Origin of the sequence: Streptomyces roseus, from assembly GCF_001044425.1 — a bacterium.
GTDB classification, from domain to species: Bacteria; Actinomycetota; Actinomycetes; order Streptomycetales; family Streptomycetaceae; genus Streptomyces; species Streptomyces roseus.
In genome coordinates this window covers 220,128-245,390 of record NZ_LFML01000126.1, presented here as the reverse complement: position 1 = coordinate 245,390, position 25,263 = coordinate 220,128, and the positions used below count along the sequence as shown (strand labels likewise).

Below are 25,263 nucleotides of genomic sequence, written 5' to 3'. Positions count from 1 at the left end.
GTCTGACGTAGCCGAATTGCTTCTTATGCCCTAGTAGGTCCCTCGCCAGGTTGGTGTGGTCTCGCCCGTTATGCGCTTGGCGAGGTTCTCGATCGAGGCTATGTGGATCATGGCTTCGGAGCTGGTGGTGAGGGTCTCGTAGTCACGGACGAGGCGGCGGTGCAGCACGGTCCAACCGATGCTCCGTTCCACTACCACCGACGGCGACAAGTGGACGATCCCCGCGAAGCCCGCTGAGGGATACATCGAGAAGAACATCAAGTTGAAGACACCGAACCTCGTCGTCGCGAGGGAAGTTGCAGGCTTGGATCACGCCCTCCGGAACTTCAAGGAGTCACCCGCAGAGCAGCGCATGGATGACGCACCGTCGCCGCCTCCCCCGAATCCCACAAAGAACCCACCCACGGGACAACCCGCGGATGATGCGCCGCCAGCGCTCGCACCGGTCGACACCAACGTCTATACGCTGCCGTGAGGCGCCGCAGTGGCAGGGAGTGTGTTCGGAGAATCCCAAGTCAAAGCCCAAGTGACACTGATCGGCCCGGCGGCCGATGCACCCGTCGCTGGGCACGCAAGGGGAGGGGGAGACCAAGGTGACCGTGAGGGATGCGGAGGTCGAGGATCCGGCAATCCGGGACGACCTTTGGTTGGCCCTCTTTAATCGGTGGATGGGCGAAGCGGGATGAGGTTGTCGGGGGCAGGGTGGTCCTGGCTGTTGGGTTGCCGGAGGATGAGGACGGCTGCCGCGAGGGCCATCTGCTCCGCTCGATGCCGGGAGGCGGCTTCGGCAGCCCGGGAGTCCTTGAGTGCTTCCTTCAGGCGGACGACCTCTTTGCGAAGTCGCTTTTCGACTTCCGGCGTCTGGTGCGTTTCCGTGCGCACCCGCGCGTAGAACTCTTCCTTGAGGTCGGCGTGGCGCTTCTGCAGAGCCATGCGGTGCACACCGGCCTCTGCGGCGAGCGCGACCACCGTGAGGCTGCCGTTGGAGCTGGTGGGCTGGCCGGCCAGGAGGCGGTCCATGGCCTCGCGGATACGGGAGCGTTCGTCCGTGTGCTGCTGGTTCATGAGATGGCCACCTCGGCGGACTGGGCGGCGGAGTCGTGGGCGTCGGCGAGTGCACGGAAGCGGCCGGCTGTTCGGCGAATCCGGTCGCCTAGGGGCTGGGGCACGAGGGCTGCCTTCGCATCGAGCCGATCAGCGTGCTCCCGAGCTGCCTGCGCGTGGCTGTCGGTGCGGATCGCGTTGCCGCAGCCGAGCTGGCAGGCGAACTGGTTGGGTGCCGCCGCCCCGGGGTCCGGATCGCACAGGGCCGTGTCGCGCTTGAAGGCGCAGATGAGGAACGAGTCCGGGTTGTCGAAGAGGACGAGGCCATCGCGCACGAGGAACTTGGCGGCGGCCTTCGGGGTCGTCAGGGCGCCTTCGAAGGCGGGGATCGAAGCGGCTCCGATGAGAGCCCGCCGCGTGGCGGGACCGGATATCTTCTCTCCGACCGCTGCGGCGTCGCGTAGTCGCGCTGCGGTCTGTGCGGCTGCGAGCGCGGTCTGGACGTCGAGCTCGCCGTGGAACCCCCGGCGGGCGCGGTTGCCGTAGCCGGTGGAGGTGCGGGCGTCCAGGGCGGTGCGCATGTGGCCGTACTGGATGGCGAGGGCGACCAAGCCGCCGGGGCGGCGGGCGATGTGCCAGGCCAGCGTTCTGCGCAGGCGGCTCAGTCCAAGGTTGCCGTGCGGGTCCGCCGGCACCATCTGGGCGGACAGGCCTTGAGCGCTGGCCTCCTGGTTGATCCACGACACGAGATCCTCGACGCGGCGGTCCAGGTGCCCCGCTTCAGCGCACCGTGGTGCTTGCGCTGGCCGACGACATCGTGGTGGGTGGAGTTGAACAAGAGCTCGCCCTTGGGGACGATGCGTTCCAGCACGCGGATGGCGTTGACGACCGGGGTGATCGCGACCCAAGGGACTGCGCGCTCCTCACCAGCGGATATGTGGTGGCCGTCGGAGTTGCGGACGTTCTTGTAGTGGTGGGCACGGATCAGATGACGCGGGATGGAGCCGTCGGGATTCGGGTGCGGGTCCGGGCAGCAGCCGGACCGCAGCGACCGGGCCTCCTGGGGGCGCATGCCGGTCAGGTACAAGATCACGATTGCGGCGGCCGTAGCCAGGTGCCGTACCAGGATCGGTGTCTCCTCGTAGTCCATGAACTCGCGCCAAGGGCGCCCCTCGATCCGGCCCGTCACCGGCACCTGCATCGGGCTGGGGCCGGGCCGCCGGGCGGTGACCTGCCGGAGTCCCTGCCGAGAAGCGAAATGGTGGACCTGGTTCCAGCTGGCCTTCGTGACGGCGGCGACGTAGTGGTGAGCCAGGGTGACGCCATGCAAGCGGCTCACCGTGGCGGGCAGGAGAGCCCCGGAGTCGACGAGCGGCAGCAGGTATCCCTTGACGGCGGCCAGGCCCTCCCGGGTGCTCGGGGTCGCCTTCACGCGGGCGTGCATCCGGCGGCGCTCATCCCAGGCGGCCAGGATGTCGCCGGAAAAGTCCTCGACCAGTCGGATCGACCAGGTCAGCAAGGGGCCGATCACGGTCGGGTCCAGCGGCTCGGTCTTATTCTCCCCGCCCGCCTCTCCCGTTTCGGCCGGCAGGTAGTCGTCGATGCCCTCGTCCTCCCAGGGAGGGCAGGTGATGCCGCAGGGGCTGACGGACAGCTGGTCGAAGGCCCACAGGTCCGAGAGCCAGCGCAGAACTGTTTGGGCATGACCGCGCGTGCAGCCGTTGGTGCACTTGGCGGCGTACGCCTTCCAATGCTCCACGGTGCAGTCGCTGACCTGGGGCACGCCTTGCCGGTCGAGCCAGCGTGCGAACTTCATCCACTGAAGGATGTTGTCGCGCATGCTGATCACGCCGTCGCGTGTCCGGTTCTGAAAGCCCCGTTCCCGTATGTAGGTGGGGCGCAGCTCGCCGTTGATCAGCATCCAGACGAGGCGCCTGAACTCGCTCCGCAGCGTGGCGGGGCACCTCTTCCAGTTGATCTTGTGGATGCTGTCCCCAGGGTTGTCGGTCAGCGGTCCCATCGACCAGATGCCATCGCCATAGCGGGAGTTGGGGTGGGTGTTGCCGGCGCTGATCCACCGGTCCAGTACCACCGGGCTGTCCGGCCCCGGCAGGGGAAGAATGTAGGGATCGGCCTCGATGGTCAAAGCTGTCGTCACGCGGCGAGGTCTCCCTTGAGCAGATGGTCGATGATCATTCGGTCGTGGTCGGTGACCCGGCCCAGTGCGGCATCCCAGGTGCTCTCGTTGACCTTCGTCCGCAGATCCGTTCTTCGCCTCGCCCCAGCGCCGGGCACGGACCGGATGCTGGGCAGGAGACCACCGGTCCGGCTGTCGCCAGCATCGCGCTCGGCAGGGTCACCGGCACCCCGCGCGGTCACAGGCGGAGCGGCCCGCCGCGGCCGCCACCCCCCTCGTTCAGGGGCTGTCGAACCATTTGGCGCATATCTCGCTGGGGTTTGCAGGAACCCAGGCTGACGGTCCCCCGACGCCGAGTGCCCTGATTTGGAAGCACGTATGGAACACAATTGCCTGCTCCCAGACCATGCTTCTGCGGTCCGATGCCAGATGCGCGGTCTGGTTCGTCTCAGTATTATGAATTTCGTAACCGGTTGCATCAGTGGAATCATCGACCCACGCCAGGGCAATTTTATGAGGATTCCCGACGACCCTTCCGGCGTACAGCAGGGAAGGCGCCGTGGTGGGTGAGACAGTATGAATTACGGTAAACTGCGCCAGAGCTTCATCGGGAGAGTGGAATTCACTATTCATCGTCGAAAGATTGACGTGCCGTGATCGCCTCGGCGGGGACACCGTGAATTCACTAGATTCATCATCAAGGTCATTATTGTCGCACACCGACTCTTCGAACAGCTTCAGGTCAGACGTCGTGAAAACCAACGCACCATTGAGTCGAACTTTGAATCTAAGATCTCCCCTCGCCTCACCGCCTGCACACTTCGACACCAAGAGGCTGGCCGTCGGATGATCGCGCGTGAGAGTGGCTACTCTCGTAAAGGTTTCCGTACGGGTTTCATCGCCTGTCCCAAGGAGCCCACAGCAACTGGACACCTGCAAGGAACCCTTGATAACGACAGTGTGAGTGGTCGCTGCAGTTGCGGGCTCCACGCTGGCCGAAAATGGGAGGGGAGACAGAAGAATCGCAGCTGCAATCACACGTCCGAGCTTCATCTCAAACCCCCTCGCCAGGGGCATCGGATCGCCGATTTGTGGATTCTCCATCCACCTCTTAAGCGTCTCACCGGGGCAGTCCCGGTGCATCTCGTGAGGGACACTCGTCGAATTTTTAGTTGAATGACGCATAAATCTTGCGCCGTCACGCGGGACACCGACAACCCCCGTCGTCAGTCGGCGAGTGCATGGGTGCGAAGCGCCGGTTTCATGTCAGCGCCCGACAAGGCTGAACGCCACCCTGTGGCAGTACAACAAGGCCACGCACCACATTCCTGTCAGCAAGCGCAACACCCCTGAGCTTGCCGTTTAACGTCTCCGCTGGTCAGGCAACGGTGCTGGGCGGCGATCGACGGACGTGTATCCCCAACAGCGTCTCGCCCACCATCCGTCGTCGGGCGAGACGAAGGAGTCGAGCCAGGTTTTGGCAATGTAAAGGTCGTCGAGCGGTTTCACCAGGCGTCGCAGTTCACGCGCCGACTGCGGCGGAAGAGCGTGCATGGCCGCTTCCAGGACTTCCCGTTCGGCGGTTGTGCAGAAGGGGTTGCACAACGGGCAACCGCAACCGCCGGAGAGAGCACGGCTGGGGCGGTGAGCCGTTCGTGACCACTGTCGCAAGGGAAACCGCTCCGGCAAGCTTGCCGAAGCCACGCGGCAACCCAGGCGTTGGTGTTTCATGCGTCTGCCGCCTCGGGTGACGTCCGGAGGCGTGGGCTTGGGACGGCCGTTTACGCGGCATCGTCCTTTCTGAGCTTGTTGTTCACGGGGCCAGCATGCCAGACCCGGGGACGGCTTCGCGCCCCGGATTACGCAGTCGGACGGGTCGTCTCGCCAGTGCGCCGGGGCTTGGTTCTGTGCTTGTGGTACACGGGTCGGGTGTAGGACTCGCCGGTCGCGAGGACTCGTCCGGCGTCGTAGCGGGCGGCGGGTTGTCGGTTCTTGGAGCCAAACGGGCGGCCGGGGCCGGGCCCGGTGGGTTTCGGCGCACCGGCTGGCGTGCCCGTCTTCGCCCGGAGGTTCCTGAACCCGCGACGGACCCGGGCAGGGGTGAGTCTGTTCGGTTCCGCCGGCCTCTCCCACGGGCGGCGCAGATCACGCGCAGGGGCCGTTCGACCTCACCCACCGGGCCGACACCCTGCCCGGCACAAGCCCTACAAGGAGACGGCAGCCAGGGCAACAGGGGCCGACGGGACTGAAATCCGCGACCGCGTTCATGGGCGCGGATAGCCGTGCCCAGCGGGCGGGTACTCCTGGCTGGGGAGTTCGGCGACGCCGAAGAGGACGATCCGCTCGAACGCCGACAGCTCCCCACCCTGTCCGAGGCCATCGTCGGCGGCCTCGTCGGTCGCCTTCAGCAGCCGCACTGGTGGGTCAACGCGCGGCGTCGGGTGCGCTGCATCGCATGAACGTCACCTCGGCGATCTTCGCCACCGGCATGCCCTGCGCGGACAGCAGCACCATCTGCGCTCGCCGCTAGGTCACCACCGACCCTGCACTCTGCGGATGATTGGCAGCAGGCGCCTGCCCTCGTCGTCCTCGATCTCGCGGATGCATACTCGTTCTGCCACCCGCACACCCTGGCGACACTACCGCGCCCGGGCCAGCATCCAAACGGCACGTCATGTCACAAGCAGGGGTATCGGCGCTCGCGTCACTAGGCGTTGGGGTCACGCAAGCCGACTGCGTCATGCCGCCAGAACGGCTCTGCATAGACCAGCGTCCCGGTCATCCATGGCTCATGCTCCGGGAACCTGATGGCCTGAAAGGCACCGTCCGGGATACACAGGGACGGCTTTCGGAAGCCCAGGCCCCTGCCGGGCACGAAGCCGAATCGCGAGTAATAGCCCGGATCACCCTCCAGGAAGACGAGCGGAACAGCCCGCTCGGCAAGGACCCCCAGTCCGTGTCGGACCAGGGCCGAGCCGATACCCCGCCTGTGGAGCGCAGGCATCACGGCCAAAGGACTGAGGACTTGCACGTCAACCAGCCGGCGAGGCGCATCCAGAAGACTGCGGGTGAACATGACATGCCCGACGACCTGCCTATCGTGCTCGGCAACCAGCGAGAGGCCGTCCTGGGGTGTGATGGTGTCCCGCAGGGTATCGACCAGGTCGGCCACGACAAGGCCATGGTCACCGAACGCCTGCAGGTGAACATCCCGCACGGCCTGCCTGTCGCCCGGACGTTCTTCGCGAAGATCCATGCCCGGAGGGTAGAGGCCCCTGCGGGCGGCGCGCACACGGTTTTGGAACCGTGCCACGCCCAGCGCCGCGGCGGGAGGAAGACGCAAACCGTCGCCTACGCGCGGCCTCCCCTCCCAACGTGGGGATGCTGGCAGGGCAAGGGCAGGCTCGTGCTCCATGATCCGAGGCGGCGCTGTCGGCGAGTGCGCGCCGCTGCAGCGCGTTGTTCGGCGAAGGCGCCTGTCGGTGCCGTCACGCCGGGCTCCGCTGCTTCGCGCCCCTGCTCAAGCCCTCCCCATCGGCAAGGATCAGGCCGACAGTGGCGGCTTCCGGATCCGACCCGAGCGGAGGGGGGAAGCGTGTCGCCCTGTGGTGTCGTGAAATGGTTCGACCCTGACCGGGGCGTTGGTCTCATCCGACAGGAGGGCGGCGGACCGGACGTGCAGGCGGAGGCCTCGGCCCTCCATGGAATGGACAGGCTGCGCCCGGGCGAGGTGGTCCTCTTCAATGTCACCTTGGACGGTGCGGGACTTCGGGCTGACAACATCCACCGTCCCGCTCGCAGCGAGGCCCAACCCCCCGCACACGGTCGTGCTTACCCTGTGCTCCGTCCACCGAGCCTGGCAGCGAAAGCACGGACAGGCCGGGCGGGGTGATGGCCCCGGCCCGGCCTGTCCACAGTCTGCTACAGGTCGAGCTGCGAACTCCCGCCCGACCTGCCCCGCCCGCGCACCGTCGTGACGGCCCCGCGCGGCGAGCTCAGCCTCGCCGAGCGGGCGCTGAACACAGCGGAGGAGCGCGAGGCCCTCGCCGCGCGGCGCCGCCCACCGGCCGAGCCGCCTGCATGGCTGATCGAGCGCGGCATAGGAGTGGACCGTCTCCCAGTCCGTGTCCACTCCGGAGGCTGCTGGGACGCCCGAAAACGCTGCACAGGCATGATCATCGACGAGGCGCGGCGGGCGCTGGCCGAGGGCGTGCAAGGCTGCCCCCACTGCCGGCCCGACGCCGCCCTCGGCATCGGGTGAACCCGTGTGGCCGGGTACGGCGACCGGCGCGCCCTGGGGGGTCGGGCAGGGGGCGCTGCCACCCCGTCGGTGTGTCATCGGTGAGACGGCTGCCCGAAGGGATGGATCAGCGCAGGTCAGACTCTGGGGAGGCGGGCACAGACGGCCTTGACGGTGACCTGTACGGGGAAAGCGCTGGCGTTGCGGACGGTGCCTACCCAGCTGGTGTTGCTGCTCGGTTCGGTCTCATAGAGGTACACGCCGCTGCTGACGAAGGGAGTGACGGAGACGCCGCCTCCGGTGACCACCGTTCCGGTAGGACAGGTGGCGGTGAAGGTACAGAAGGTGTCAGGGGCGCACGACTGGGTGTTGGACACCTGCACATAGCGAACGGGCGGTTGGGCGTCCATTTGAGGAACGGGAGTGGCCGCCAGAGCGGGAGTGCCGGCGCTCAGGGCGAGCAGGGCCGGCAGGGCAGTGAGGCTGACGGCCACCACAGCTCGGCGGGGTGTGAAGCGTCCAGCGCGCATGCCTGACCTGCTTTCTGTATCGAACTACGCTCGGGTGGTCTGGCGGCCCTCGGGTCGGGGCGCCGCACCCAGGGTGCGCTGGACACACCGCGAGACGGGACAAACACCCCATATGTCATCTACTTGGCCTACCCACTCCTTGCTGTTCGCCAGCCGCCGCGCAGGGACGAGGCGCGGCGGACGCTCGCCGAGGGGCCTGTCTCCGCTGCCGGTCCGACGCTGCCCTCAGCATCGAGTGGCCCGTGTCGCCGGGCACGGCGACCGACGCGCGGCCCGCGGGCTATCGGGGGGTTCGCTGCTGGTCAGTGCGGTGGTCGGGTCCATCCACTGTTCTGGCCCTTCTGGGCACCTGATCCGCAAGAGATCCATCGGTGGCGGGTTCAGCTCGACTGCGGTTGCGTCCACGAGCACTACACGCGAGACGATCGCAAGCCCATTCCGCTACCTCGCCGCCGGCGACTACTGGTTCAACGACCCCACCGCCGACGCCCAGGACGGCCCCAACAGCCGCATCCACACCTGAGCGCCACACGACCAAAGACACCCCGCGCTTCGGTTCTGACCAAGGCGCTCTAGGGTCGGCGCATGAATGATCAAGGCGAGGATCTGCTGGCCCGCCTCCGAACGGTCCTCTCCGACGCGGGCTTCGAAGAGATCGCCGCCGGTTCCGAAGGCGTCCACCTCATCCAGCACGCCCGCAGCATCATGGTCGGCTGGACGCCCGAGGAACTCACCCAGACTCGCCACCTCCGTGGCCCTCGCCGCGGCCGCCCGCCCGCCCCCGCCGAACTACCGGGACTGCGGCACGCCTTCGGACTGGCCATGGCCGCAGCCCTTCGCGCATCCGGCCTCTGCGCCACCACTACCTGCCCGACCGTATCTGGACCAGCCAGGACGACCGTTACCGGCCCCTGGACCGGGAGACGGACCCGAGGGCTGGTTCGCCGCCGCCTACGCCCGGAAGCCCGTCGTGACAACGGCCACCGACCGGCGGCCGACCACGCGCAGCAACTCGCCGAAGGCGGCACCGCCCGAGAGGTCAGCCGCCGCCTGGCCGGCGACACCATCGGCAGCCTCGCCCTGCGATACGGGGCCACGGTCTACGCCCTCGGCCACTCCGGCCATGACCTCGGTGAAGTCCCCTTGGCGGGCCCGCTCGCCGCAGCGCCCTGACCGTCACCGCGTGGCGTGCACGAGGCCGGTACCGCCGAGCCTCGAAGAGCTTCAGACCGACTTCCTCGACAGCGTGCTCCGACCCACCGGCGACCGGCCCGGCATCCACCGCCGCGATCTGACGACACGCTCCAGGGCTTGCGCGTCACAGACTGGTCACAGGCGCCCCGTAGGCAGCCAGCTACCGACAGCATGGCCCGATGCGTACACACCACCTCGCCGCCGCGCTCAGCGCCGCCGCCCTCCTCACACTCGTCGGCTGTTCCAGCGACCCGAAGCCCACAGCGGACAAGCCTGCAGGTGCCCCGGCTCCGGCCTCATCTGCCCCACCGAGCGCCGACCCCAGCGCACTCGCCTCGGCTGCGGCCGCGGCCGGCATCCCGCCGAGCCCTGCGCCCGCGCAGCGCGCCGCGTACCTCGCCGCGCTCAACAAGATCGACCCCGAGATCGTCAACGGCAAGGACGACAAGGCCATATCCCGCGGCCTGTCGCAGTGCCAGTCAATGAAGGATGAGAAGGACCCGGCCAAGCGCGTCGCCAGCGCCGAGAAGCGGTTCATCGGGCCGACCCATCCGGACGGCTTCGGCCCGGGCAAGTCGACTCTCATCGTCGCGGCCGTACTGGCCAATCTCTGCCCCACGTACTGACACCCGCGCCGTGAACTCGACCCCGAAGAAGATGTGCCCAGGCTGCGCGATCCCTCGCCCAACCAGCCGAGTTGGGTCGGTAACAACCGTTCTGCGGAATTCTTCGTACTCACGCCCAGATACGTACGAATGCAGGAAGGCCCCGACTGGCCGGGGGGAGCCGGTCGGGGCGGGCCCAGGCCAGCCGGGGGGGCTGGCCGGGCGTTCAGGAGTGTGGGCAGGCGACGGGCTGGTCCCCTCGCGGCGCAGGGCACTGCGGGGCTTCAGCCGAACGATCTTCCCCGGAAGCACATGGTTGCGCCCGGGGACATCAGCCCCTTGCCGCCCACAGATAGATGGACGGTCAACCATGCCCGGGTGTTCCCATTCCGTCTCAAGCCTTCTTACCTGGCGGCAGCGACCGGCCCGGTACCGAACCGAAGCACGTCTCCCCCACCTGCGTCCAGGCTTCCTCACCCGTCAGCTGCTGCGCTTGGTTCGACCACTTTCGAGCCATCTCACCGCCTTCACCGACGAAGCTTGCCGCGTTGGAAGCGAAGAACTTACGCGTCACTGCACCCGGCCGTCGTCGTAGGTCCGTCACGCTGATCGCGCATCGCCCTGTTCGCCGGACGCCGGCCCGAGTCACTGGATGCCGGCTCGTCTGCGCTCGATGTGCCGGCGCTGTCGCCGGTACGCGGCCCGTCCTTGGCGAGCTGGCCTGTGAGTTGGCTCTCTGGGTATCGACCGGGTGAGGACGCCGAGTGTGAGCAGAGCGAGCGCCGGCAGCACGGCGACGATGATTCCCCTCGGCAAGGCGTCGGTGGCGCCGCCCGCGCCGGCCAGCGGGGCAAGTGCCCCGCCGATCATGAACTGGCTGAAGCCGTGCAGAGCGGCGGCCGACCCGGCGTGTTGGCCGTGGTCGGCCAGGGCCTGGGCCGCGGCGTTCGGCATGACCAGGCCCACGCTGGAGACCAGGACGAACAGGCCGATCAGGAGCACGGGCAGGGGCGCCCGTGTCAGCACGGCGCCCAGGACCGTGGTGCCAGCGGCTGTCGCGCCCAGCAGGCCGGCGAGCAGCAGCACGCGGGCGCCGGTCCGGGCCACCAGTCGGCCGCTGGTCTGGGCGGCCGCAATGAGTCCGGCGGCGTTGACGGCGAACACGGCGCTGTACTGCTGCGGTGACAGGCCGTGGATTTCCTGCAGGACGAACGGCGAGCCGGAGATGTAGGCGAACATCGCCGCGAAGACGAGGGCGTTGGCGAGGACGTACCCGGTGAAGATCCGGTCGCTGAGCAGCTGCCCGATGACAGCCGGCAGCGGCTGGCGTGACGCGGAGGACCGGGTCTGCGGCAGTCCTGCGGCGGAGGCCGCCAGCATCACGGCGCCCAGTACGGCCAGGCCCGCGAAGATCCCCGGCCAGGCCATGAGGCGCAGTAGCTGGCCGCCGAGGACCGGCGCGAACACCGGCGCCAGGCCGGTGACCAGGGTCAGTGTGGAGTAGAGACGGGCGGTGCGGGTTCCGGAGGTGCGGTCGCGGACCATGGCGTTGGCGATGACGATGCCGAACGCCCCGCCGATGCCCTGGACCAGGCGTAGGCCGATGAGTGTCCGGACGTCGGGTGCCACCGCGCAGAGCGCGCTGGCGATCGCGTAGAGGGCGAGGCCCGCCAACAACGGACGCCGCCGGCCGTAGGTGTCGCTCAGCGGCCCGGCGATCAGCTGCCCGATGGCCAGCCCGGCCAGGCAGGCGGTGATGGTGAGCTGGGTGGCCGCGGCGCTGGCGCGCAGGTCGCCGGCGAGGGCCGGCAGTCCGGGCAGGTAGCCGTCGATGGACAGTGGTCCCAGGGCCACGAGTGCTGAGAGCAGGACGATGAATCGGGTTTGCCGGCCGGAGGCGTCGTTGCTCATGGCTCAGTACGCCACGGTGATACGGCGGCGGATCGCGGTGCCGCTCTCGATCGTGTCGGCCAGGGCGATCGCGTAGTCGGCGTAGGAGATGCGGCTGTTGCCGTCGTCGTCGGTGAGCAGTGTGTCGCCGCCGGTGCGGTAGGCCCCGGTCCGCTCGCCCGCTCCGATGACCGCGGCGGGCGACACGTACGTCCAGTCGAGGTCGTGCACGCCGCGGTAGAGGTCGAGCGCCTCGGACTGGGCCTGGGCGTTGGCCTTCCACAACGCGGGGAAGTCCGGGTCGTCCATGACGCGGGCGCCGGTCGGCGTGCGCAGGCTCCCGGCGCCGCCGATGGTGACCAGGCGGGTGACGCCGGCTCGGCGGAGTCCGTCGATCAGCGCACGGGCGGCGCCGACGATCGTGGCGCGGTCGTTCTCCTGGCCGATCCGGGGGCCGACGGCCGACAGCACGGCGTCGTGGGAGGCGGCGAGGCCGGCGACGGCGGCGGCGTCGGTGACGTCACCGCTGGTCATGGTCAGGGCCTCGTGCTGGAGGCCGTCGAGGTGGCCGGCTCGGGTGACCGCGGTGACGGTGTGGCCGCGGCGCAGTATTTCTTCGGTGGTGGGCCGGCCGATGTTGCCGCCGGCGCCGAACAGGACGATCTTCATGTGTTGCTCCTTGGTTCTGATGGTCAAAGGACGGGCTGGCCGTCGGCGACGATGGCCGCGGTGATGTCGCGCTCGGCGGCGGCGTGCCGGAAGCGCTGCTCGATGTCGGGTTGTTCGGTGTAGAACGGCGGATTGTGGAACAGGCCGTAGTGCATGGCGCAGACGGTGCCGGCGCCGAGTGCGACGGCGGCCTCGACGCCTTGCTCGGGGGTCATGGTCGCCGGGACGTTGGCCGCGTAGCCCTCGAAGTGGGCGATGACGCCGTTGACCGGGACGAACGCGACGTCGAACGGACCGTGGTCGCGGGCGATCTGCCACCAGCTGCCGTGCCACTGGGTGTCGCCGCAGTGGATGATCCGCCGGCCGGCGCCTTCGACGACCCAGGCGACCTGGTCGCAGTCGTTGCCGCGCCAGTCCAGCGAGGTCACCGGGGTGACGGTCAGCTCTCCGATGCGGCGTGATCGGCCCAGGTTCTGGGCCACGGGGGCGATGCCCGCCTCGTGCAGCGCCACCGCGCTCGGGGTGTGGCAGCCGATCGTGCCGGTGGCCGCGATCCGGGCGATCAGGTCGTGGTCGTAGTGGTCGGGGTGCAGGTGGGTGATGAGGGCGTGGGTGCCGGGCGGGGCATCGACCGGGTCGACCGGCCGGCGCGGCGGCCCCATCACCGGCGCCAGCGCAGCGACGTTCTCGAGCGGGTCGATCAGCAGGCGGGTGTCGCCGAGACGGATCTCGACGCCGGCCCAGGCCAGCCGACGTACGGAAAGGGTGGAGGTCATGGGCAGCGACGCTAAACCGACGTTGTTGAGAAAGTCAACAAGCAAGTTTTGAATCTCAACGCCGCGATGTAGAGTGATGGCATGCGCACCTACGGGCAGTACTGCGGCATCGCGAAAGCACTGGACACCATCGGCGACCGATGGACCCTGCTCATCGTCCGTGAACTGCTCGCCCTGGGTCCGTGCCGGCACACCGACCTGCGCAACGGGCTGCCCGGGATCGCCAGTAACCTCCTGGTCGACCGGCTCCGCGAACTCGAGGAAGCCGGCCTGATCCAGCGCGAGGCCGCCCCGCCGCCGGTGGCCACCACCCTGTTCTCCCTCACCGAGCGCGGCCACGAGCTTGAGCCGGTGCTGCGGGAGCTGAGCCGGTGGGGCGTTCCGCTGTTGCGTGAGCCGGGCGCCAGCGACACCTTCCGCACCCACTGGCTGGACATGCCCGCCCGGGCGCTGACCGACCACCGCCCCGACCAGCCGGCCATCGCCCTGCAACTGCACGCCGACGGCAACGAAGACCTGGTCATCGAAGTCAAGAACGGCTCGGTGCACACACACGCCGGCCGCGTCGACCACCCCACCGCATCCCTGACCGGACCGCCACACCTGCTGGCCGCCACCCTGCTCGGCGACCTCGATCTCAGCGCCGCAGAACAGCAAGGCCTGCAGCTCAGCGGCGAACGCGAGGCAGTACTGCGCATCCTGCCCCGCTGAACGTGACCGGCCGCTCGCGGGCCTGCGAACTCAAGCTCTACCGAGTCTGCGCCGGTCTCTCCAGGGTGCGCTCCGCCCGGCGGGCTCGCCCGTCGGGGTCCGGGTCGCCCAGGCGACGTGACCGTCGGGCCGGATCAGGATCTCCCTGAGCCCGTCAAGCGCGGGATGGGCGTCGTACCGGGCGCCGGCCACCGAGGTGACACGGGCCGCCCACTCCCCGACGTCAGGAGCCGCGGCGTCGCCGTCGAGCCCGAGCAGGACGAAGCGCCCCTCGTGGAGGAGTTCGTAGACCCTAATCGCCCCGGTGGCACCGGACCCACCGGCGACCAGCGCGACGTCGGGCATGCGCCGGCCGGTAAGCGGGTCGCCCGGCGAGGGGTAGGCGGTGTCGATCGCCGAGACGGCGCCCGCGAGACGGCGGGATGTGCGCTGCGTCGCCCGCCAGCAGCACCCGTCCGGCACGGTAGGACTCCGCGAGCCGGGTGGCGTTGCCGAACCGCCACAGCCACCGGGGTTCGCCGATACCTCAGTCGCTGCCACAGGCGCCCCGGAGCGCGCTGCGGAACTCCTCGACCGTGACCGGCGCCGACGACGGCACCCTCATCCGCGGTGGGGAGAGCAGCACGAAGCGGGTCAGCCCGTCCTCCAAGCCGACGGCCAGAACACCGCGCGCCCGAGCCCGCTCCAGCGTGCCGGGGTCCGCGGTGGCCACACCGAAGTCCCCGAGCATCCCGGTCAGCGTCTCGCCGGTCCCCGGGAAGCCGATCCCGGCCGCCGTCCGCACCGCACTGCGCGCGCGCCGTCGCACCCCTCCACGTACCGGGACCGCATGGTCCGGCGGACACCTGCGACGCGTACGTCGGCCTCGACGCCGTCGGGGCCCTGGCGCACGTCGGCGGTTTCGTGGCCGCGCAGGATCTCCACGGGACTGGTGCTGCGGCTCGCAGCGGCGCTCCACGATCCGCGTCCGTACACCGGCCAGGGCCAGCTCGCCGGCGAGCATCAGCCCGGTCGGGCCGGCTCCCACGACGATCACGTCCGGCTGACCGGTTTGGCCCGCGCCCTGCGTGCGGCACTGCTCCGCCACCGCGACGGTGCCCGGGTCTTCGCCGGCACCCACTCGACGGGCGGGAACACGCTCGGTTTCGCCGAGGCCCTGATCGACGCACTGCGGGAGGCGGGCTTCGGTGCGAGCGACGCGGCGCGGGCCATGCTGGCCGTCGTGAACTTCACGCTCGGCCACACCCTGGAGGAGCAGGCCGCCCTCGCCGGCGAGGCTCCGGCCGACCCCGAACGCCTGCGCCTGGCCGTCACGGAATCCGCGTTCCCCCATCTGGCCGCGGCGGTGCCCGTGATCACCGAGGGGGACTTCGAAGCCCACTTCGATTCGGCCTGCGACTCCTCGTCAACGGCCTGCGCACCCTGGAGAAGTGACCGCCCGGCCGGCACGCCGGGCGCGACCGGCGCGCCGGCGCAGCCCCAGAACGGGCCCGGGCCGCCGTCACCCACGCCGCACGCAAGGCCAACGGCCCTCCGCGCGTGACGGGTGGACGACGCCCGGGCGCCGCCGGTGCGGGCGGTCCGAGGGGGCCGAGGGGGTCTCCTACTGCTTCGGCGCCTGCTGTTGGAGGGTGGTGCGGCCGGCCACGGATATGACGAGCGCGAAGACGACCAGCGGAATCGCGAGCGCGCTGAACAAGGCGCTGCGCCACAGCACCAGCGCCACGGCCGCGTGTACGACGAGCAGCGCGACGGCCAACGCCATCCCGACGACCGGCCGGGAGCGGCGCGACACCAGCACGAGGGGCCGGCGCAGGTGGGGCGGGACCCGCCGGGTCTGCCACCACAACCAGCCTCCCCAGCCGCCGACGAGCACGGCCTCGCACACCAGGTGGGTGACGAGGGCGTCGGTGCCGGCGGCGCCCGCACGCAGGCGGGCGGAGCCCAGCGACACCGCGAGGGTTCCCGCGAAGGCCACCCAGCGGGAGCCCAGGAGGGTTCCCCAGGCCATGTTCTCCAGGTTGTGGCGGGCGTGGCGATCGTCCGGGTCGAGGGCGGCGGCCTGGACGAAGCCCTCGGCGGCCCGGGTCCACGAGCCGGGACGGAGCCATCGGCGGCGCAGATGGAACAGCGAGAGGTTGTTGTGGGCCGCGCTGTTGTCCGGGTTGAGGCGCAGCGCCGTCTCGTAGGCCTGCTCGGCGACGCGGTGGTGGCCGGTGTGGTGGGCGGTCGCGCCGAGGAGGACGTGCGCGTCGCTCTCCTCTGGGGCGAGGGTGGCGGCTCTGAGGGCCGACTCGTACGCGGCCCGCCTGCGCTTCCTGCGGGCGCTGCGGCCCAGGACGACGGCGAGGGTGTAGTGGCTCGCCCAGAGCAGCGGGGCGAGTTCGACGGCGCGCCGGGCGGAGTCCTCGGCCTGCCCGTTCTTCTTCAGGGAGAGCAGGACGTGGGCGTGCAGCATCCAGGCGCTCACCGACTCGGGTGCGACGCGCAGGGCGTGTTCGACGCTGGTGAGCGCCTCCCGTGCGTCGCCGAGGCGGTCCCGGCAGCGGGCGAGCAGTACGAGCGCGGCCGCGTCGTCGGGGGCGCCGGCGAGGTGCCGGGCGGCCAGTGCGGCGGCCTGCTCGTGGCGCCCCAGATCGAAGAGGACGTCGGCCTGTTGCAGGGCCCGGCTCATCGGACCTTGTCCCGGTCGTGCGTGATGCTGAGCAGGTTCGGTACGAGCGCCAGCCAGAACAGGACCTGGGGGACGGCCCGCTCGCTCCACGGAACGGCCACGAGCAACAGCGCGCACAGGGTGGCCCAGGTCGCCTGGCCGAGCACGACCCTGGACCGGAACGAGCGGCGCACGAGCGCGAACACGGCGGGCTGTGCCCCGGTCCGCAGCCGCCGGTAGCGGCGCCAGGTGCCGAAGCCCCACATCACGGCCATCAGGGCCAGTGCCCACAGCCGGGTGCCGGGATGGACGGGCAGCTCCTTCGCCCCGCCCCCGGCGGGGAAGACGTCCACGGTGACGGCGGCCATGACCAGACAGAGCAGGGCGAGGCGGCGGCCGACCGCTTCGCGCGCCTCCTCCGGGCGGATCACCTCGTGGAGGGTCCGGGCGCGTACGACCTGTGGGTGAGTCGTCACAGCTTGCGCTTCTTCTTCAGGTAGGTGACCAGGTCGTCGTAGATGCCGCCGTCGTTGGCGAACATGGCGACGTTGCGGGCTGCGGCGAACCAGGATTCGCTGGACGGCTTGATCTGCTTGGCCGCGTTCAGGAGGTCCTTGGTGCCGATCATGCGGACGGTGCCGGAACGGGCGGAGTCCAGGAGCGCGTACTCGGCCGCGCTCTCGCAGAGATGGGCGAGGTCGGCACCCGAGAAGTCCTCGGTGATCTTGACGATCTTGCCGAGATCGACGGACTCGATGGGGCGCTCGCGCAGGTGGTAGCGGAGGATCGACTCCCGGGCCGGGGCGTCGGGCGGCAGCACGAGCAGGGTGCGGTCCAGGCGTCCCGGGCGGCGCAGGGCGAGGTCCACGTCCCAGGGGACGTTGGTCGCGGCGAGCACGAACACGCCGTCGTTCCGGACGGCGTTGACGCCGTCGAGCTCGGTGAGGAGCTGGTTGACGACGTTGCGCAGACCGCTGTGGTGCATGCGCGAGCGCTTCGCGCCGAGCGCGTCCAGCTCGTCGAGGAAGACCACGCAGGGCGCCTGGCGGCGGGCGGCCTCGAAGACGGCGTGGACGTTCTTCTCCGAGGTGCCGATGTACATGTCGAGGATGTCGGAGAGCGAGACCGACATGAAGCCGGCACCGAGTTCGCCGGCGACGGCCCGCGCGATGAACGTCTTACCGCAGCCGGGCGGGCCGTAGAGGAGCAGGCCACCGCGGAGTGACTTGCCGTACAGCTTCCGGAGTTCGGGGTTGCGCATCGGGGCGAGGAAGGCGGCTTCGAGCCGGTCCTTGACCTGCTGCATGCCGCCGACGTCGGCGAGACGCACGTCGCCGGGGGAGTCGACGTCCCACGCGGACGCGTCGCCCGGGTCGCCGCCGCCGTCCGCGGTCAACGGGGTCTCGACGGCGTCGCCCGCATCGGCGGGGTCACCGGCGTCGGCGGGGCCGGACGCGAAGCGGGGGCCGACGACACCGGCGACTTCCTGCTCGGCGGCGGCCCAGTCGAAGACGGGGGGTCGCGGGCCGACCGGGGGCAGTTGCATGGCGCGGACCATCAGGTCCCGTACGGCTTCGTCACCCGGCGCGTGCTGCAGCGCGATCGCGGCCTGCGCAACGGCCTCGTCGTGCCTCCCCTCCGCGAGGAGCAGTTCGGTGAAGTGCAGCCGCAGCGGCACGTCTTCGGGAGCGGCGGCGACAGCGGCCCGCAGGCTGCGGATGAGAGGTGACTCGTCGGACATGGGGTCAGCCTAGAAAGGGATCTGCGGCTCCCCTCCACCGGGTGCGGTCAAGATCGACAGGTGTGTGGAACGCGTGGGCCCGGCGGCGGGCGGCGCCCCGTCGCCGCCGCCTGCGGCGCCTCGGGATGGGCCGAGACGCTCCGGTACCCGACCCTCCTCGCGTTGCCTGGCGCAAGCAGACGAGGCAGTGCGTATTGGACGCCGCTCGCGACCTCACATGCGAAGCCGGCTGGGACCAGGTCAGCCTCTTGGCCGTTGCTGCCCGCGCCGGAGTTTCGCGCCCTTCGGTGTACAAGGAATTCGGCAACCGAGCCGGCCCGGGCCGTGCGCTGGTAGTCCGTGAAACTCAGCAGTTCCTTGCGGGTGTGGCCGATGCTCTCCACCCCGGCGTGCCCGATTCCCATGCCTGCCTCCGGGCGGCCATTCTGTACGTGCTTCGAGAGGCCGACAAGCAGCCCCTCATAAGGGCCGTCATCACGGCCGCCCGAAAGGGCTCCGACAGCCTCCTGCCGTACCTCACCGCCCGAGCGGACCCGATCTTCGATGCCGGTCAGACACTGGTCCAGGGCTGGCTGGCCACGCGATACCCAGAACAGGACACGGAATCGCTGCAGGTGGCCGCGGACGTCATCGTCCGCATGACCATCAGCCACCTCATCCTGCCAGCCGACGAACAACACCTCACCGCAGAACGACTGGCGACTACAGCCCTGCAACTACTCAAGTAGCCCGACCTGCAGCGGGAGCGCGGTTGGTTCTTGCACCGGACCCGACGGCGCGCAGGGAGACGCGGGTGTTCTGCAATCCGCCCGCCGACCGGAAACGACGCAGCGACAACGACGGCCGCCCTCCCCGCTGCGCTCAGGTTCGAGTTGCAGGGCCGGCGAGGCGCTTCCACTGATCAGCGCAAGCGGGGTGCTGAGTGCCCGTTACACCTCCTCGATTAGGCCGTTTCTTGTGGATCATCCGCGAGAGCGGAACGATAGCTGCCATGGCTTCTGATGAACCGTCTCCGGTTTCCTCGATTGACACCGCAAGCGGCACTGCTGCGTGCCCGTGTTGTTTCCAGCGGACGCTGCAGGAGCGGGCCAACTTTGAGATCTGCCCAGAGTGCGGCTGGGAGGACGACGGACAGGACGATGTGGACGCACATTTCGTAAGGGGTGGGCCCAACGGACGGCTGAGCCTGACGCAGGCCCGGTTGGACTACCTGGAGGAGGTCGCGGAGGAACCTAATGAGTCCATCACGCGAGGTGGTGAAGGCCTGTGGAGCTCGGAAGCGCGGCGCCAGATTCCAGACCTGGCTGAATAGGACAGCGTCCGGCCGCCCTCGCTTTCGTTCGTCAGGTCATGTCCCTACTGATGTCCAGTGGGCTCGCATCGAGAAGGCGCGCAAGCCTGCCCCCACTGCCGGCCCGACGCCGCCCTCGGCAGGGGAGTTAACCCGCCGGGGGAAGGCGACGGGGCGCGCCAGGCGTTATCGGGGGGCTGTTGGTGGGTTCGGTGGGCGAACGCGCGGTTAGCGCGGCGGCGGTGATGAACGGCCTCGGGCCGGATCCCGGCGGCCAGTGCAGTTTGGCGCAGTGCGCCACCGGGGCGGAGGTTTCCGAAGAACGCTTCCCAGTCGTCTGTGTCGGACGGGGGGTCCGGGGTGCGCGGGCGTGCGTGGTGGGCGGCGTCCATGGCCGCGGCGAACGCGGGGTCGCGTTTACGGCGCTGGTAGATCACGGCCGTGGTGATCCCCACCCCGGCCGCTGCCGCCAGAGCCGCCAGTACCCGGACCGGGCCGGGGCGCCCACTACCGCACATCTGAGCCATCTGCGGCGGGGCGGTCACAGCCGGCGTGCTGGGTCAGGGCCGCGGGGCGACGACGGCTTGTGAGCGGGCCGCCCATGGCGGACGGCGGCGTAGGCACGTAGTCGCTGTCCGGCTTCGGCGGGGGTGATCTTGGCGGTGGCGGCAAGCATGCCGACGGCGATGCCCAGACCGCGTTGAACGACGGCGGCCATGTAGCCGATACCCGCAGCGGTGACCGCGATCACGGTTACCGCCGTGACGCTCATGGCAGGCGGCGGGGCTTCTTGGCGGACGGGGCGGGCGCCGTCGGCGCCCCTTCGCTGCGGGCAGCGGTGCCGGGAATGTCCCCTTGCTTCGCAGGGGTGGGCCGGGCCGAGAAGAAGCCGCCGATGCTCCGCGTCAGTCGGCAGGCGATTGAGCCAATCGGCAGGGGCTACGCCATGCAGCGGGTGGCCGGGTGCTCTTCCTGCTGGTTGCCGCGTTGATGCTCGTTCGGCAGCTTTGAGCGCGGAAACGGACTCCTCAGCTCCTCGCGCCGCCCCCCGCCGCCCCGCGCCGCGTGAGGGTCGGCCGGGGAGATCGCGCACCGGCCCGTTGGTCGCGCAAGGAGAAACGGGATCGAGGGCGGACACCTGCCGGGGCGCGGTGAGTGGCGGGTGGCCGGGGCAGGGCTGAAGCTGGGGGTGGCGGCCGGGCGCCGGGAGAAGCCGGCGAACGTTCCTTGGGGCCCGTGCGCAGGGGTCGGGGGTGCGGTCGGGTGATTCGAAGCCCGGGGCCGGGGAACCAGAAGCGGTGCCCTGGCCACCAGGGGAGCCTGGGCGCGCGGATGCCCGGCTTTCGGATGCCCGGCTTTCTCACCGGAAGAAGGACCATGATGGCGCAGGACGAGGACGACGGGCGCACCGGCGGCGACGGCGTCGCACGCCGTCGTCCGCTGAGCGAGCGACACGTCGACGAGACGGTCGAGGTCGCGGTGCCGGCCCGTACGGCCTACAACCAGTGGACGCAGTTCAAGACGTTCCCGCGTTTCTCGGCCGTGGTGCGCGGTGTCGAGCAGGTCAGGCCCACCGTCACCGCGTGGACCATCGGCTACGGCCCGGTGCGCCACCGTTTCGCGGTCGAGATCGTGGAACAGGACCCCGACGCGTACCTGGCCTGGCGGGGCCTGGAGCAGCATCCCACCCATGAGGGCGAGGTCGAGTTCCGGCCCACGGAGTCCGGGGGCACCGCGGTCACCGTCCGGATGCTCCTGCGGCCGCGCGGCGCCCTGAAGGTCCTCACCCGCTCCTCCAGGGTCACGGCGCTGGCCGCCCGGCTGGTGCGCGCAGAACTCCTCAGCTTCAAGGACTTCATCGAAGGGCTCGGCCAGGAAGGCGGCGCCTGGCGCGGCACCATCCGCAACGGCCGTGTCCAGCACGACACCCCGGAACCGCCCAGGAGCCGTGTCGCCCAGTGGCCTGTTGGCTGACCTGCCCGTCCGACACGGTGAGAGAAAGGCCAAGCGATGCAGAACCCGCCCGGTGAGGAGCCGGATACCTCCCTCTCCGTGACACCGCCGAAGAAGTGGGCGGCCGGGGTCCCCGCCGTCGTGCACGCACTGGAATACTCCTTGGAGCAGACCTCCCCGCGCAAGACCGGGGTCGACCTGCTCACCATGAACCAGGTGGGCGGGATCGATTGCCCCGGCTGTGCCTGGGCGGACCCCGCCCCGGGTCGGCGCCACCGCAACGAGTACTGCGAGAACGGCGCCAAGCACATCAACGACGAGGCCACCGCGCGCCGGATCACCGCAGACTTCTTCCGCGAGCACAGCGTGTCCGACCTGGCCGCCCGTTCCGACATGTGGCTCAACCAGCAGGGCCGGCTCACCGAGCCGATGATCAAACGGCCCGGATCGGACCACTACGAGCCCATCGGCTGGAACGACGCCCTGGGAGTCCTCGCACAGGAACTCAAGGGGCTGGAATCGCCCGACGAGGCGGCCTTCTACACCTCCGGCCGGGCCAGCAACGAAGCCGCCTTCGTCTTCCAGCTCTTCGCCCGCGCCCTGGGCACCAACAACCTGCCCGACTGCAGCAACATGTGCCACGAGTCCAGCGGCTTCGCCCTGAACGAGACCCTCGGCGTCGGCAAGGGCACCGTGAGCCTGGACGACCTCCACCACGCGGACCTGATCTTCCTGGTGGGGCAGAACCCCGGCAGCAACCACCCGCGCCAGCTCTCCGCCCTGGAAGAGGCCAAGCGCAACGGCGGCCGCATCGTGGCGGTCAACCCGCTGCCGGAGGCGGGGCTGCGGCGCTTCAAGAACCCGCAGAAGCCGAGCGGGGTCGTGGGGCGGGGAACCCAGATCGCCGACCGCTTCCTGCACATCAAGCCCGGCGGGGACCTCGCCCTGTTCCAGGCACTGAACCGGCTGCTGCTGGAGGCGGAGGACGCGCGCCCGGGCACCGTCCTGGACCACGACTTCATCGACGCCCACACCTCCGGATTCGAGGAGTTCGCCCGGCACGCCCGCACCGTCGACTGGGACGACGTGCGCGCGGCGACGGGACTGACCCGCCAGGAGATCGAGAAGGTCCGCGACGAGGTCCTCGCCTGCGAACGCGTCGTCGTGTGCTGGGCGATGGGCATCACCCAGCACAAGCACGGGGTGCCCACCGTCCGGGAGATCGTCAACTTCCTGATGCTGCGCGGCAACCTGGGACGTGCCGGCACGGGCGTCTGCCCCGTGCGCGGCCACAGCAACGTCCAGGGCGACCGCACCATGGGCATCTGGGAGCAGATGCCGGACAGCTTCCTGGACGCCCTGCGAGAGGAGTTCGGCTTCGACCCGCCCCGCCCGCATGGCCTGGACTCGGTGAAGGCGATCAAGGCGATGCTGGAGGGGCGCGTCAAGGTCTTCCTCGCCCTGGCCGGGAACTTCGTGCGCGCAGCGCCCGACAGCGAGATCACCGAGAAGGCGATGCGTACGTGCCGGCTGACCGCCCACATCTCCACCAAGCTCAACCGCTCACACACCGTCTGCGGCGACACCGCCCTGATCCTGCCGACGTTGGGGCGCACCGAGCGTGACGTACAGGCCGACGGCGAGCAGTTCGTCACCGTCGAGAACTCCATGAGCGAGGTGCACACCTCCCGGGGGCGGATCGAACCGGCCTCGCGCATGCTGCTCAGCGAAGTCGCCATCCTGTGCCGGCTCGCCCGGCTCAGCGTCGACGGTACGGGGGACATCCCCTGGGCGAAGTTCGAGGGCGACTACAACACCATCCGCGACAGTATCTCTCGGATCGTGCCGGGCTTTCACGACTTCAACGCCCGGGTGACCCGCCCGGGAGGCTTCCAGCTGCCGAACCCCGTCAACGAGGGCGTGTTCCGGACCGAGACCGGAAAGGCCCGCTTCACCTGCAACGAGACGGTGATCCCCCTGGCTCCCGAGGGACACCTGCTGCTGCAGACCCTGCGCTCGCACGACCAGTGGAACACCGTCCCGTACACGAACAATGACCGCTACCGCGGCATCCACGGCAGCCGCCACGTCGTCCTGGTCAACCCGGCTGACCTGTCAGCGCTCGGTCTCGCCCAGGGCGACCGGGTGGACGTGGTGAGCGTCTGGGAGGACGGCACCGAGCGCCGGGCCGAGAACTTCGAGGTCGTGTCCTACCCCGCGGCCAAGGGATCGGCCGCCGCCTACTACCCGGAGACCAACGTCCTGGTGCCGCTCGACAGCGTCGCCGACATGAGTAACCAGCCCACCTCCAAAGGCATCATCGTCCGCCTGGAACCCACAGGCGACCGGTACAAGCCGGCACCCGTCTGACCAAAACCCCCCGCGCGAGGAGGGCCAGGGTGGTGGTGCGCGGGAGGTACCGGGTGACTGCGGCGCGGAGGGCGTTGGCCCGGCCGGGGACGTCGAGCGGCGACGGCTCAGGGCGGTGAGGGCGGCGACGACCGCCTGCGCACTGGCCGCCGATTGCCGCAGCGTGACCGCGGTTGCCCGTACCGAGCGCGGCATCTGCGCACCCTCATGACCGAACTCGGCCCCGGTAAAGCGGATCCGCTCCAAACCGGGCCACCTCAAAGACACATCCAGCAGTAGAGCTGCTCGCCGGCTTCGCGGGCGCGCCTGGCGAGCAGGACGAGCTCTTCAGCCACCGGCTGCATGTCTTCGGCGCGGGCGCCGTGCAGCTCTTCGGCTTGCACCCACTTGGCGACGATGGTCGCCACTTCGAAGTCGCGCACAGCCGCCAGAGTGTCCCGTGCCAGGGGACTGAGTTCGGATACCCACGGTCCCGTCACCCACGGGTCATCTTCTGCCCCGGGGCCGTCCGGGCCGGGTACCGGGGAGGTCGGCCACACGGTCACCTCCTCAACCAGGTCCGTTCGCCACTCAACCTGACGGATAGCAGCGATCAGCATCGCCAAGACAACCGTCGGATCCACGTGCTTGGTCTCGACCCCGTCGAAGGCTGGGAGCGCCCCAGCGAGCGGGGACCCGCCATCCGCCCGCTTGAGCACCTCCACGACCGATGCCGCATCCACCGCACGGAAGTAGTCAGTCAGAGCGCCCATTGCTTTCCTCTCAGCTTCCAGATCGCCGGCAAGCAGTAGATCAGGCACCGCCCACAGGACGGGGGGCGGACCAGGTCCCTTGAGACGGGCCCACCGGCTTCACCCTCACAGCACCCCCGCCTACCTGCGGAAACGGGGTGCGGAGCTTACAACCGCCCAGTCCTCGGCCGGCTCTGGCGCCTCCTTCCGCAGATGGGGACAGCGTTCGCGGAGCGCCCCGACGCCGGGCTCTCCCGCTCAAGGAGCTCGTTGGCCCGGTGCTCTCCCTCCTGGTCATACGGAATGGCGTCAGCCTGGCAGCCCGCGTGGAGTTCGGCGACGACGGTGCGGAGCATGGCCAGGTCGCGGCGGCAGGCGCCCAGGATGCTGAGGTGCTCCTCTACGGGCGAGGCGGCGAGGACGCCGAAGCGGGCGAAGTAGAGGCGCAGGGTGTCGATCCGTCAGCGGTCGGCGGTGTTGAGGAGCAGGCAGCCGATCAGCTGGCCGGGCGCCTCATAGCGGACGTACCCGTCCGGCCGGTCGGGTCCGACGTCGACCGCGTGGAGCGGGAGCGCCGTGAGCGCGCCTTCCGCAGTGATGGGTTGGGCCTGGCAGAGCGGCCCACGGGACCCGGACCGCCGAAGCAGCGTCTGCCCCACGGAGGCCGAGGTCGCCATGCGGCGAGGGCGATGCGCCGCGTGCCGCCTGGGGTCTGCCGCCGCGCCGGC

Annotated in this window: 30 protein-coding genes and 3 pseudogenes; 11 read left to right on the top strand and 22 right to left on the bottom strand. The window is 69.8% G+C overall.

What is annotated here, in order from left to right; translation table 11 throughout:
- Nucleotides 1-30: 30 nt before the first annotated feature.
- The 10 genes and pseudogenes from ACS04_RS29005 to ACS04_RS28980 form a co-directional block, all read right to left on the bottom strand.
- Nucleotides 31-206 (bottom strand): annotated as a pseudogene (locus tag ACS04_RS29005) (IS5/IS1182 family transposase); the annotation flags it as partial.
- A gap of 451 nt (nt 207-657) precedes the next feature.
- Nucleotides 658-1,065, bottom strand: coding sequence for a hypothetical protein (locus ACS04_RS29000; protein ID WP_048479731.1), 408 nt, complete (start codon nt 1,063-1,065; stop codon nt 658-660).
- Nucleotides 1,062-1,790 (bottom strand): hypothetical protein, encoded by a 729-nt coding sequence (locus ACS04_RS40345; protein ID WP_342449571.1) that lies wholly within the window; start codon nt 1,788-1,790, stop codon nt 1,062-1,064. Before ACS04_RS40345 ends, ACS04_RS29000 begins: the two co-directional genes overlap by 4 nt.
- Complete coding sequence (locus ACS04_RS28990) at nt 1,706-3,202, bottom strand: hypothetical protein (protein WP_158977613.1); 1,497 nt, start codon at nt 3,200-3,202, stop codon at nt 1,706-1,708. The genes ACS04_RS40345 and ACS04_RS28990 overlap by 85 nt, the downstream gene beginning before the upstream one ends.
- Nucleotides 3,199-3,339: a hypothetical protein gene (locus tag ACS04_RS38415; protein ID WP_158977610.1), complete on the bottom strand. Its 141-nt coding sequence runs from the start codon at nt 3,337-3,339 to the stop codon at nt 3,199-3,201. Before ACS04_RS38415 ends, ACS04_RS28990 begins: the two co-directional genes overlap by 4 nt.
- 121 nt (nt 3,340-3,460) lie before the next feature.
- Complete coding sequence (locus ACS04_RS38410; RefSeq protein ID WP_158977607.1) at nt 3,461-4,234, bottom strand: hypothetical protein; 774 nt, start codon at nt 4,232-4,234, stop codon at nt 3,461-3,463.
- Nucleotides 4,235-5,040: 806 nt separating this feature from the next.
- Nucleotides 5,041-5,334: pseudogene (locus ACS04_RS39710) on the bottom strand (NF041680 family putative transposase); the annotation flags it as partial.
- A 111-nt stretch (nt 5,335-5,445) separates the two neighbouring features.
- The gene (locus tag ACS04_RS38405; RefSeq protein ID WP_158977604.1) at nt 5,446-5,598 is read right to left on the bottom strand and encodes a hypothetical protein; all 153 of its coding nucleotides are present in this window, start codon (nt 5,596-5,598) and stop codon (nt 5,446-5,448) included.
- A 40-nt stretch (nt 5,599-5,638) separates the two neighbouring features.
- A pseudogene (locus tag ACS04_RS40340) lies at nt 5,639-5,802 on the bottom strand (IS630 family transposase); the annotation flags it as partial.
- Nucleotides 5,803-5,888: 86 nt separating this feature from the next.
- Nucleotides 5,889-6,437, bottom strand: coding sequence for a GNAT family N-acetyltransferase (locus tag ACS04_RS28980; RefSeq protein WP_048479783.1), 549 nt, complete (start codon nt 6,435-6,437; stop codon nt 5,889-5,891).
- Here ACS04_RS28980 and ACS04_RS40550 point away from each other — a divergent pair.
- From ACS04_RS40550 to ACS04_RS28965, 4 genes are all read left to right on the top strand, one after another.
- Complete coding sequence (locus tag ACS04_RS40550) at nt 6,363-7,073, top strand: cold-shock protein (RefSeq protein ID WP_078865477.1); 711 nt, start codon at nt 6,363-6,365, stop codon at nt 7,071-7,073. The two genes, ACS04_RS28980 and ACS04_RS40550, sit on opposite strands and share 75 nt — an antisense overlap.
- A gap of 81 nt (nt 7,074-7,154) precedes the next feature.
- A complete protein-coding gene (locus tag ACS04_RS40145; RefSeq protein WP_063839321.1) occupies nt 7,155-7,442 on the top strand; it encodes a DUF6233 domain-containing protein in 288 nt (95 codons plus the stop codon).
- A gap of 1,094 nt (nt 7,443-8,536) precedes the next feature.
- On the top strand, nt 8,537-9,124 hold the full coding sequence (locus tag ACS04_RS38400) for a hypothetical protein (protein WP_078865464.1): 588 nt from the start codon (nt 8,537-8,539) through the stop codon (nt 9,122-9,124).
- Nucleotides 9,125-9,324: 200 nt separating this feature from the next.
- Nucleotides 9,325-9,771: a DUF732 domain-containing protein gene (locus tag ACS04_RS28965; protein ID WP_048479726.1), complete on the top strand. Its 447-nt coding sequence runs from the start codon at nt 9,325-9,327 to the stop codon at nt 9,769-9,771.
- 624 nt (nt 9,772-10,395) lie between these two features.
- Here the strand turns inward: ACS04_RS28965 and ACS04_RS28960 are convergent.
- Genes ACS04_RS28960 through ACS04_RS28950 form a run of 3 tightly spaced genes read right to left on the bottom strand, consistent with a single transcriptional unit; the run spans nt 10,396 to nt 13,085 of the window.
- Nucleotides 10,396-11,661, bottom strand: coding sequence for a multidrug effflux MFS transporter (locus ACS04_RS28960; RefSeq protein WP_063839320.1), 1,266 nt, complete (start codon nt 11,659-11,661; stop codon nt 10,396-10,398).
- A gap of 3 nt (nt 11,662-11,664) precedes the next feature.
- Nucleotides 11,665-12,309: an NAD(P)-dependent oxidoreductase gene (locus tag ACS04_RS28955; RefSeq protein WP_048479725.1), complete on the bottom strand. Its 645-nt coding sequence runs from the start codon at nt 12,307-12,309 to the stop codon at nt 11,665-11,667.
- A gap of 23 nt (nt 12,310-12,332) precedes the next feature.
- Nucleotides 12,333-13,085, bottom strand: coding sequence for an MBL fold metallo-hydrolase (locus ACS04_RS28950; protein WP_048479724.1), 753 nt, complete (start codon nt 13,083-13,085; stop codon nt 12,333-12,335).
- A gap of 81 nt (nt 13,086-13,166) precedes the next feature.
- Between ACS04_RS28950 and ACS04_RS28945 the strand changes: the two genes are divergently transcribed.
- On the top strand, nt 13,167-13,796 hold the full coding sequence (locus ACS04_RS28945) for a winged helix-turn-helix transcriptional regulator (protein ID WP_048479723.1): 630 nt from the start codon (nt 13,167-13,169) through the stop codon (nt 13,794-13,796).
- A gap of 30 nt (nt 13,797-13,826) precedes the next feature.
- On the opposite strand, the gene ACS04_RS40545 is transcribed toward ACS04_RS28945, so the two are convergent.
- From ACS04_RS40545 to ACS04_RS40530, 4 genes are read right to left on the bottom strand one after another with little or no spacing between them, the layout of a single operon-like run.
- Nucleotides 13,827-14,141, bottom strand: a complete 315-nt coding sequence (locus ACS04_RS40545; RefSeq protein ID WP_209441802.1) for an aromatic-ring hydroxylase C-terminal domain-containing protein — start codon at nt 14,139-14,141, stop codon at nt 13,827-13,829.
- The gene (locus ACS04_RS40540) at nt 14,089-14,301 is read right to left on the bottom strand and encodes an FAD-dependent monooxygenase (RefSeq protein WP_425337856.1); all 213 of its coding nucleotides are present in this window, start codon (nt 14,299-14,301) and stop codon (nt 14,089-14,091) included. Before ACS04_RS40540 ends, ACS04_RS40545 begins: the two co-directional genes overlap by 53 nt.
- 21 nt (nt 14,302-14,322) lie before the next feature.
- Nucleotides 14,323-14,604, bottom strand: coding sequence for a hypothetical protein (locus ACS04_RS40535; RefSeq protein WP_209441801.1), 282 nt, complete (start codon nt 14,602-14,604; stop codon nt 14,323-14,325).
- Nucleotides 14,532-14,687, bottom strand: a complete 156-nt coding sequence (locus tag ACS04_RS40530; RefSeq protein ID WP_425337855.1) for a hypothetical protein — start codon at nt 14,685-14,687, stop codon at nt 14,532-14,534. Before ACS04_RS40530 ends, ACS04_RS40535 begins: the two co-directional genes overlap by 73 nt.
- A gap of 160 nt (nt 14,688-14,847) precedes the next feature.
- Here ACS04_RS40530 and ACS04_RS39695 point away from each other — a divergent pair, with 160 nt between their 5' ends.
- Entirely contained in the window at nt 14,848-15,339 is a 492-nt protein-coding gene (locus ACS04_RS39695) for a TetR/AcrR family transcriptional regulator C-terminal domain-containing protein (RefSeq protein ID WP_425337854.1), read from the top strand.
- A 60-nt stretch (nt 15,340-15,399) separates the two neighbouring features.
- Here ACS04_RS39695 and ACS04_RS28930 read toward each other — a convergent pair whose 3' ends face one another.
- Genes ACS04_RS28930 through ACS04_RS28920 form a run of 3 tightly spaced genes read right to left on the bottom strand, consistent with a single transcriptional unit; the run spans nt 15,400 to nt 18,190 of the window.
- Complete coding sequence (locus ACS04_RS28930) at nt 15,400-16,470, bottom strand: tetratricopeptide repeat protein (protein WP_048479722.1); 1,071 nt, start codon at nt 16,468-16,470, stop codon at nt 15,400-15,402.
- On the bottom strand, nt 16,467-16,925 hold the full coding sequence (locus tag ACS04_RS28925) for a hypothetical protein (protein ID WP_053080998.1): 459 nt from the start codon (nt 16,923-16,925) through the stop codon (nt 16,467-16,469). The genes ACS04_RS28930 and ACS04_RS28925 overlap by 4 nt, the downstream gene beginning before the upstream one ends.
- A complete protein-coding gene (locus tag ACS04_RS28920; RefSeq protein WP_048479721.1) occupies nt 16,922-18,190 on the bottom strand; it encodes an ATP-binding protein in 1,269 nt (422 codons plus the stop codon). The genes ACS04_RS28925 and ACS04_RS28920 overlap by 4 nt, the downstream gene beginning before the upstream one ends.
- Nucleotides 18,191-18,315: 125 nt before the next feature.
- Here ACS04_RS28920 and ACS04_RS28915 point away from each other — a divergent pair, with 125 nt between their 5' ends.
- Nucleotides 18,316-18,918 (top strand): TetR/AcrR family transcriptional regulator, encoded by a 603-nt coding sequence (locus tag ACS04_RS28915; RefSeq protein ID WP_048479780.1) that lies wholly within the window; start codon nt 18,316-18,318, stop codon nt 18,916-18,918.
- A gap of 263 nt (nt 18,919-19,181) precedes the next feature.
- Complete coding sequence (locus ACS04_RS36795; RefSeq protein ID WP_078865460.1) at nt 19,182-19,502, top strand: CPCC family cysteine-rich protein; 321 nt, start codon at nt 19,182-19,184, stop codon at nt 19,500-19,502.
- Nucleotides 19,503-20,022: 520 nt separating this feature from the next.
- Here the strand turns inward: ACS04_RS36795 and ACS04_RS38395 are convergent.
- Nucleotides 20,023-20,253 (bottom strand): hypothetical protein, encoded by a 231-nt coding sequence (locus ACS04_RS38395; protein ID WP_158977601.1) that lies wholly within the window; start codon nt 20,251-20,253, stop codon nt 20,023-20,025.
- Nucleotides 20,254-20,858: 605 nt separating this feature from the next.
- Between ACS04_RS38395 and ACS04_RS28910 the strand changes: the two genes are divergently transcribed.
- Nucleotides 20,859-21,455: an SRPBCC family protein gene (locus tag ACS04_RS28910; RefSeq protein ID WP_048479720.1), complete on the top strand. Its 597-nt coding sequence runs from the start codon at nt 20,859-20,861 to the stop codon at nt 21,453-21,455.
- Nucleotides 21,456-21,491: 36 nt separating this feature from the next.
- A complete protein-coding gene (locus ACS04_RS28905) occupies nt 21,492-23,804 on the top strand; it encodes an FdhF/YdeP family oxidoreductase (protein ID WP_048479719.1) in 2,313 nt (770 codons plus the stop codon).
- A 257-nt stretch (nt 23,805-24,061) separates the two neighbouring features.
- Here ACS04_RS28905 and ACS04_RS28900 read toward each other — a convergent pair whose 3' ends face one another.
- On the bottom strand, nt 24,062-24,604 hold the full coding sequence (locus ACS04_RS28900) for a hypothetical protein (RefSeq protein WP_245236583.1): 543 nt from the start codon (nt 24,602-24,604) through the stop codon (nt 24,062-24,064).
- 209 nt (nt 24,605-24,813) lie between these two features.
- On the opposite strand from ACS04_RS28900, the gene ACS04_RS39020 reads away from it, so the two are divergent.
- Nucleotides 24,814-25,263 (top strand): hypothetical protein (locus ACS04_RS39020; protein WP_209441800.1); only part of this gene is annotated, 450 nt, incomplete at its 3' end.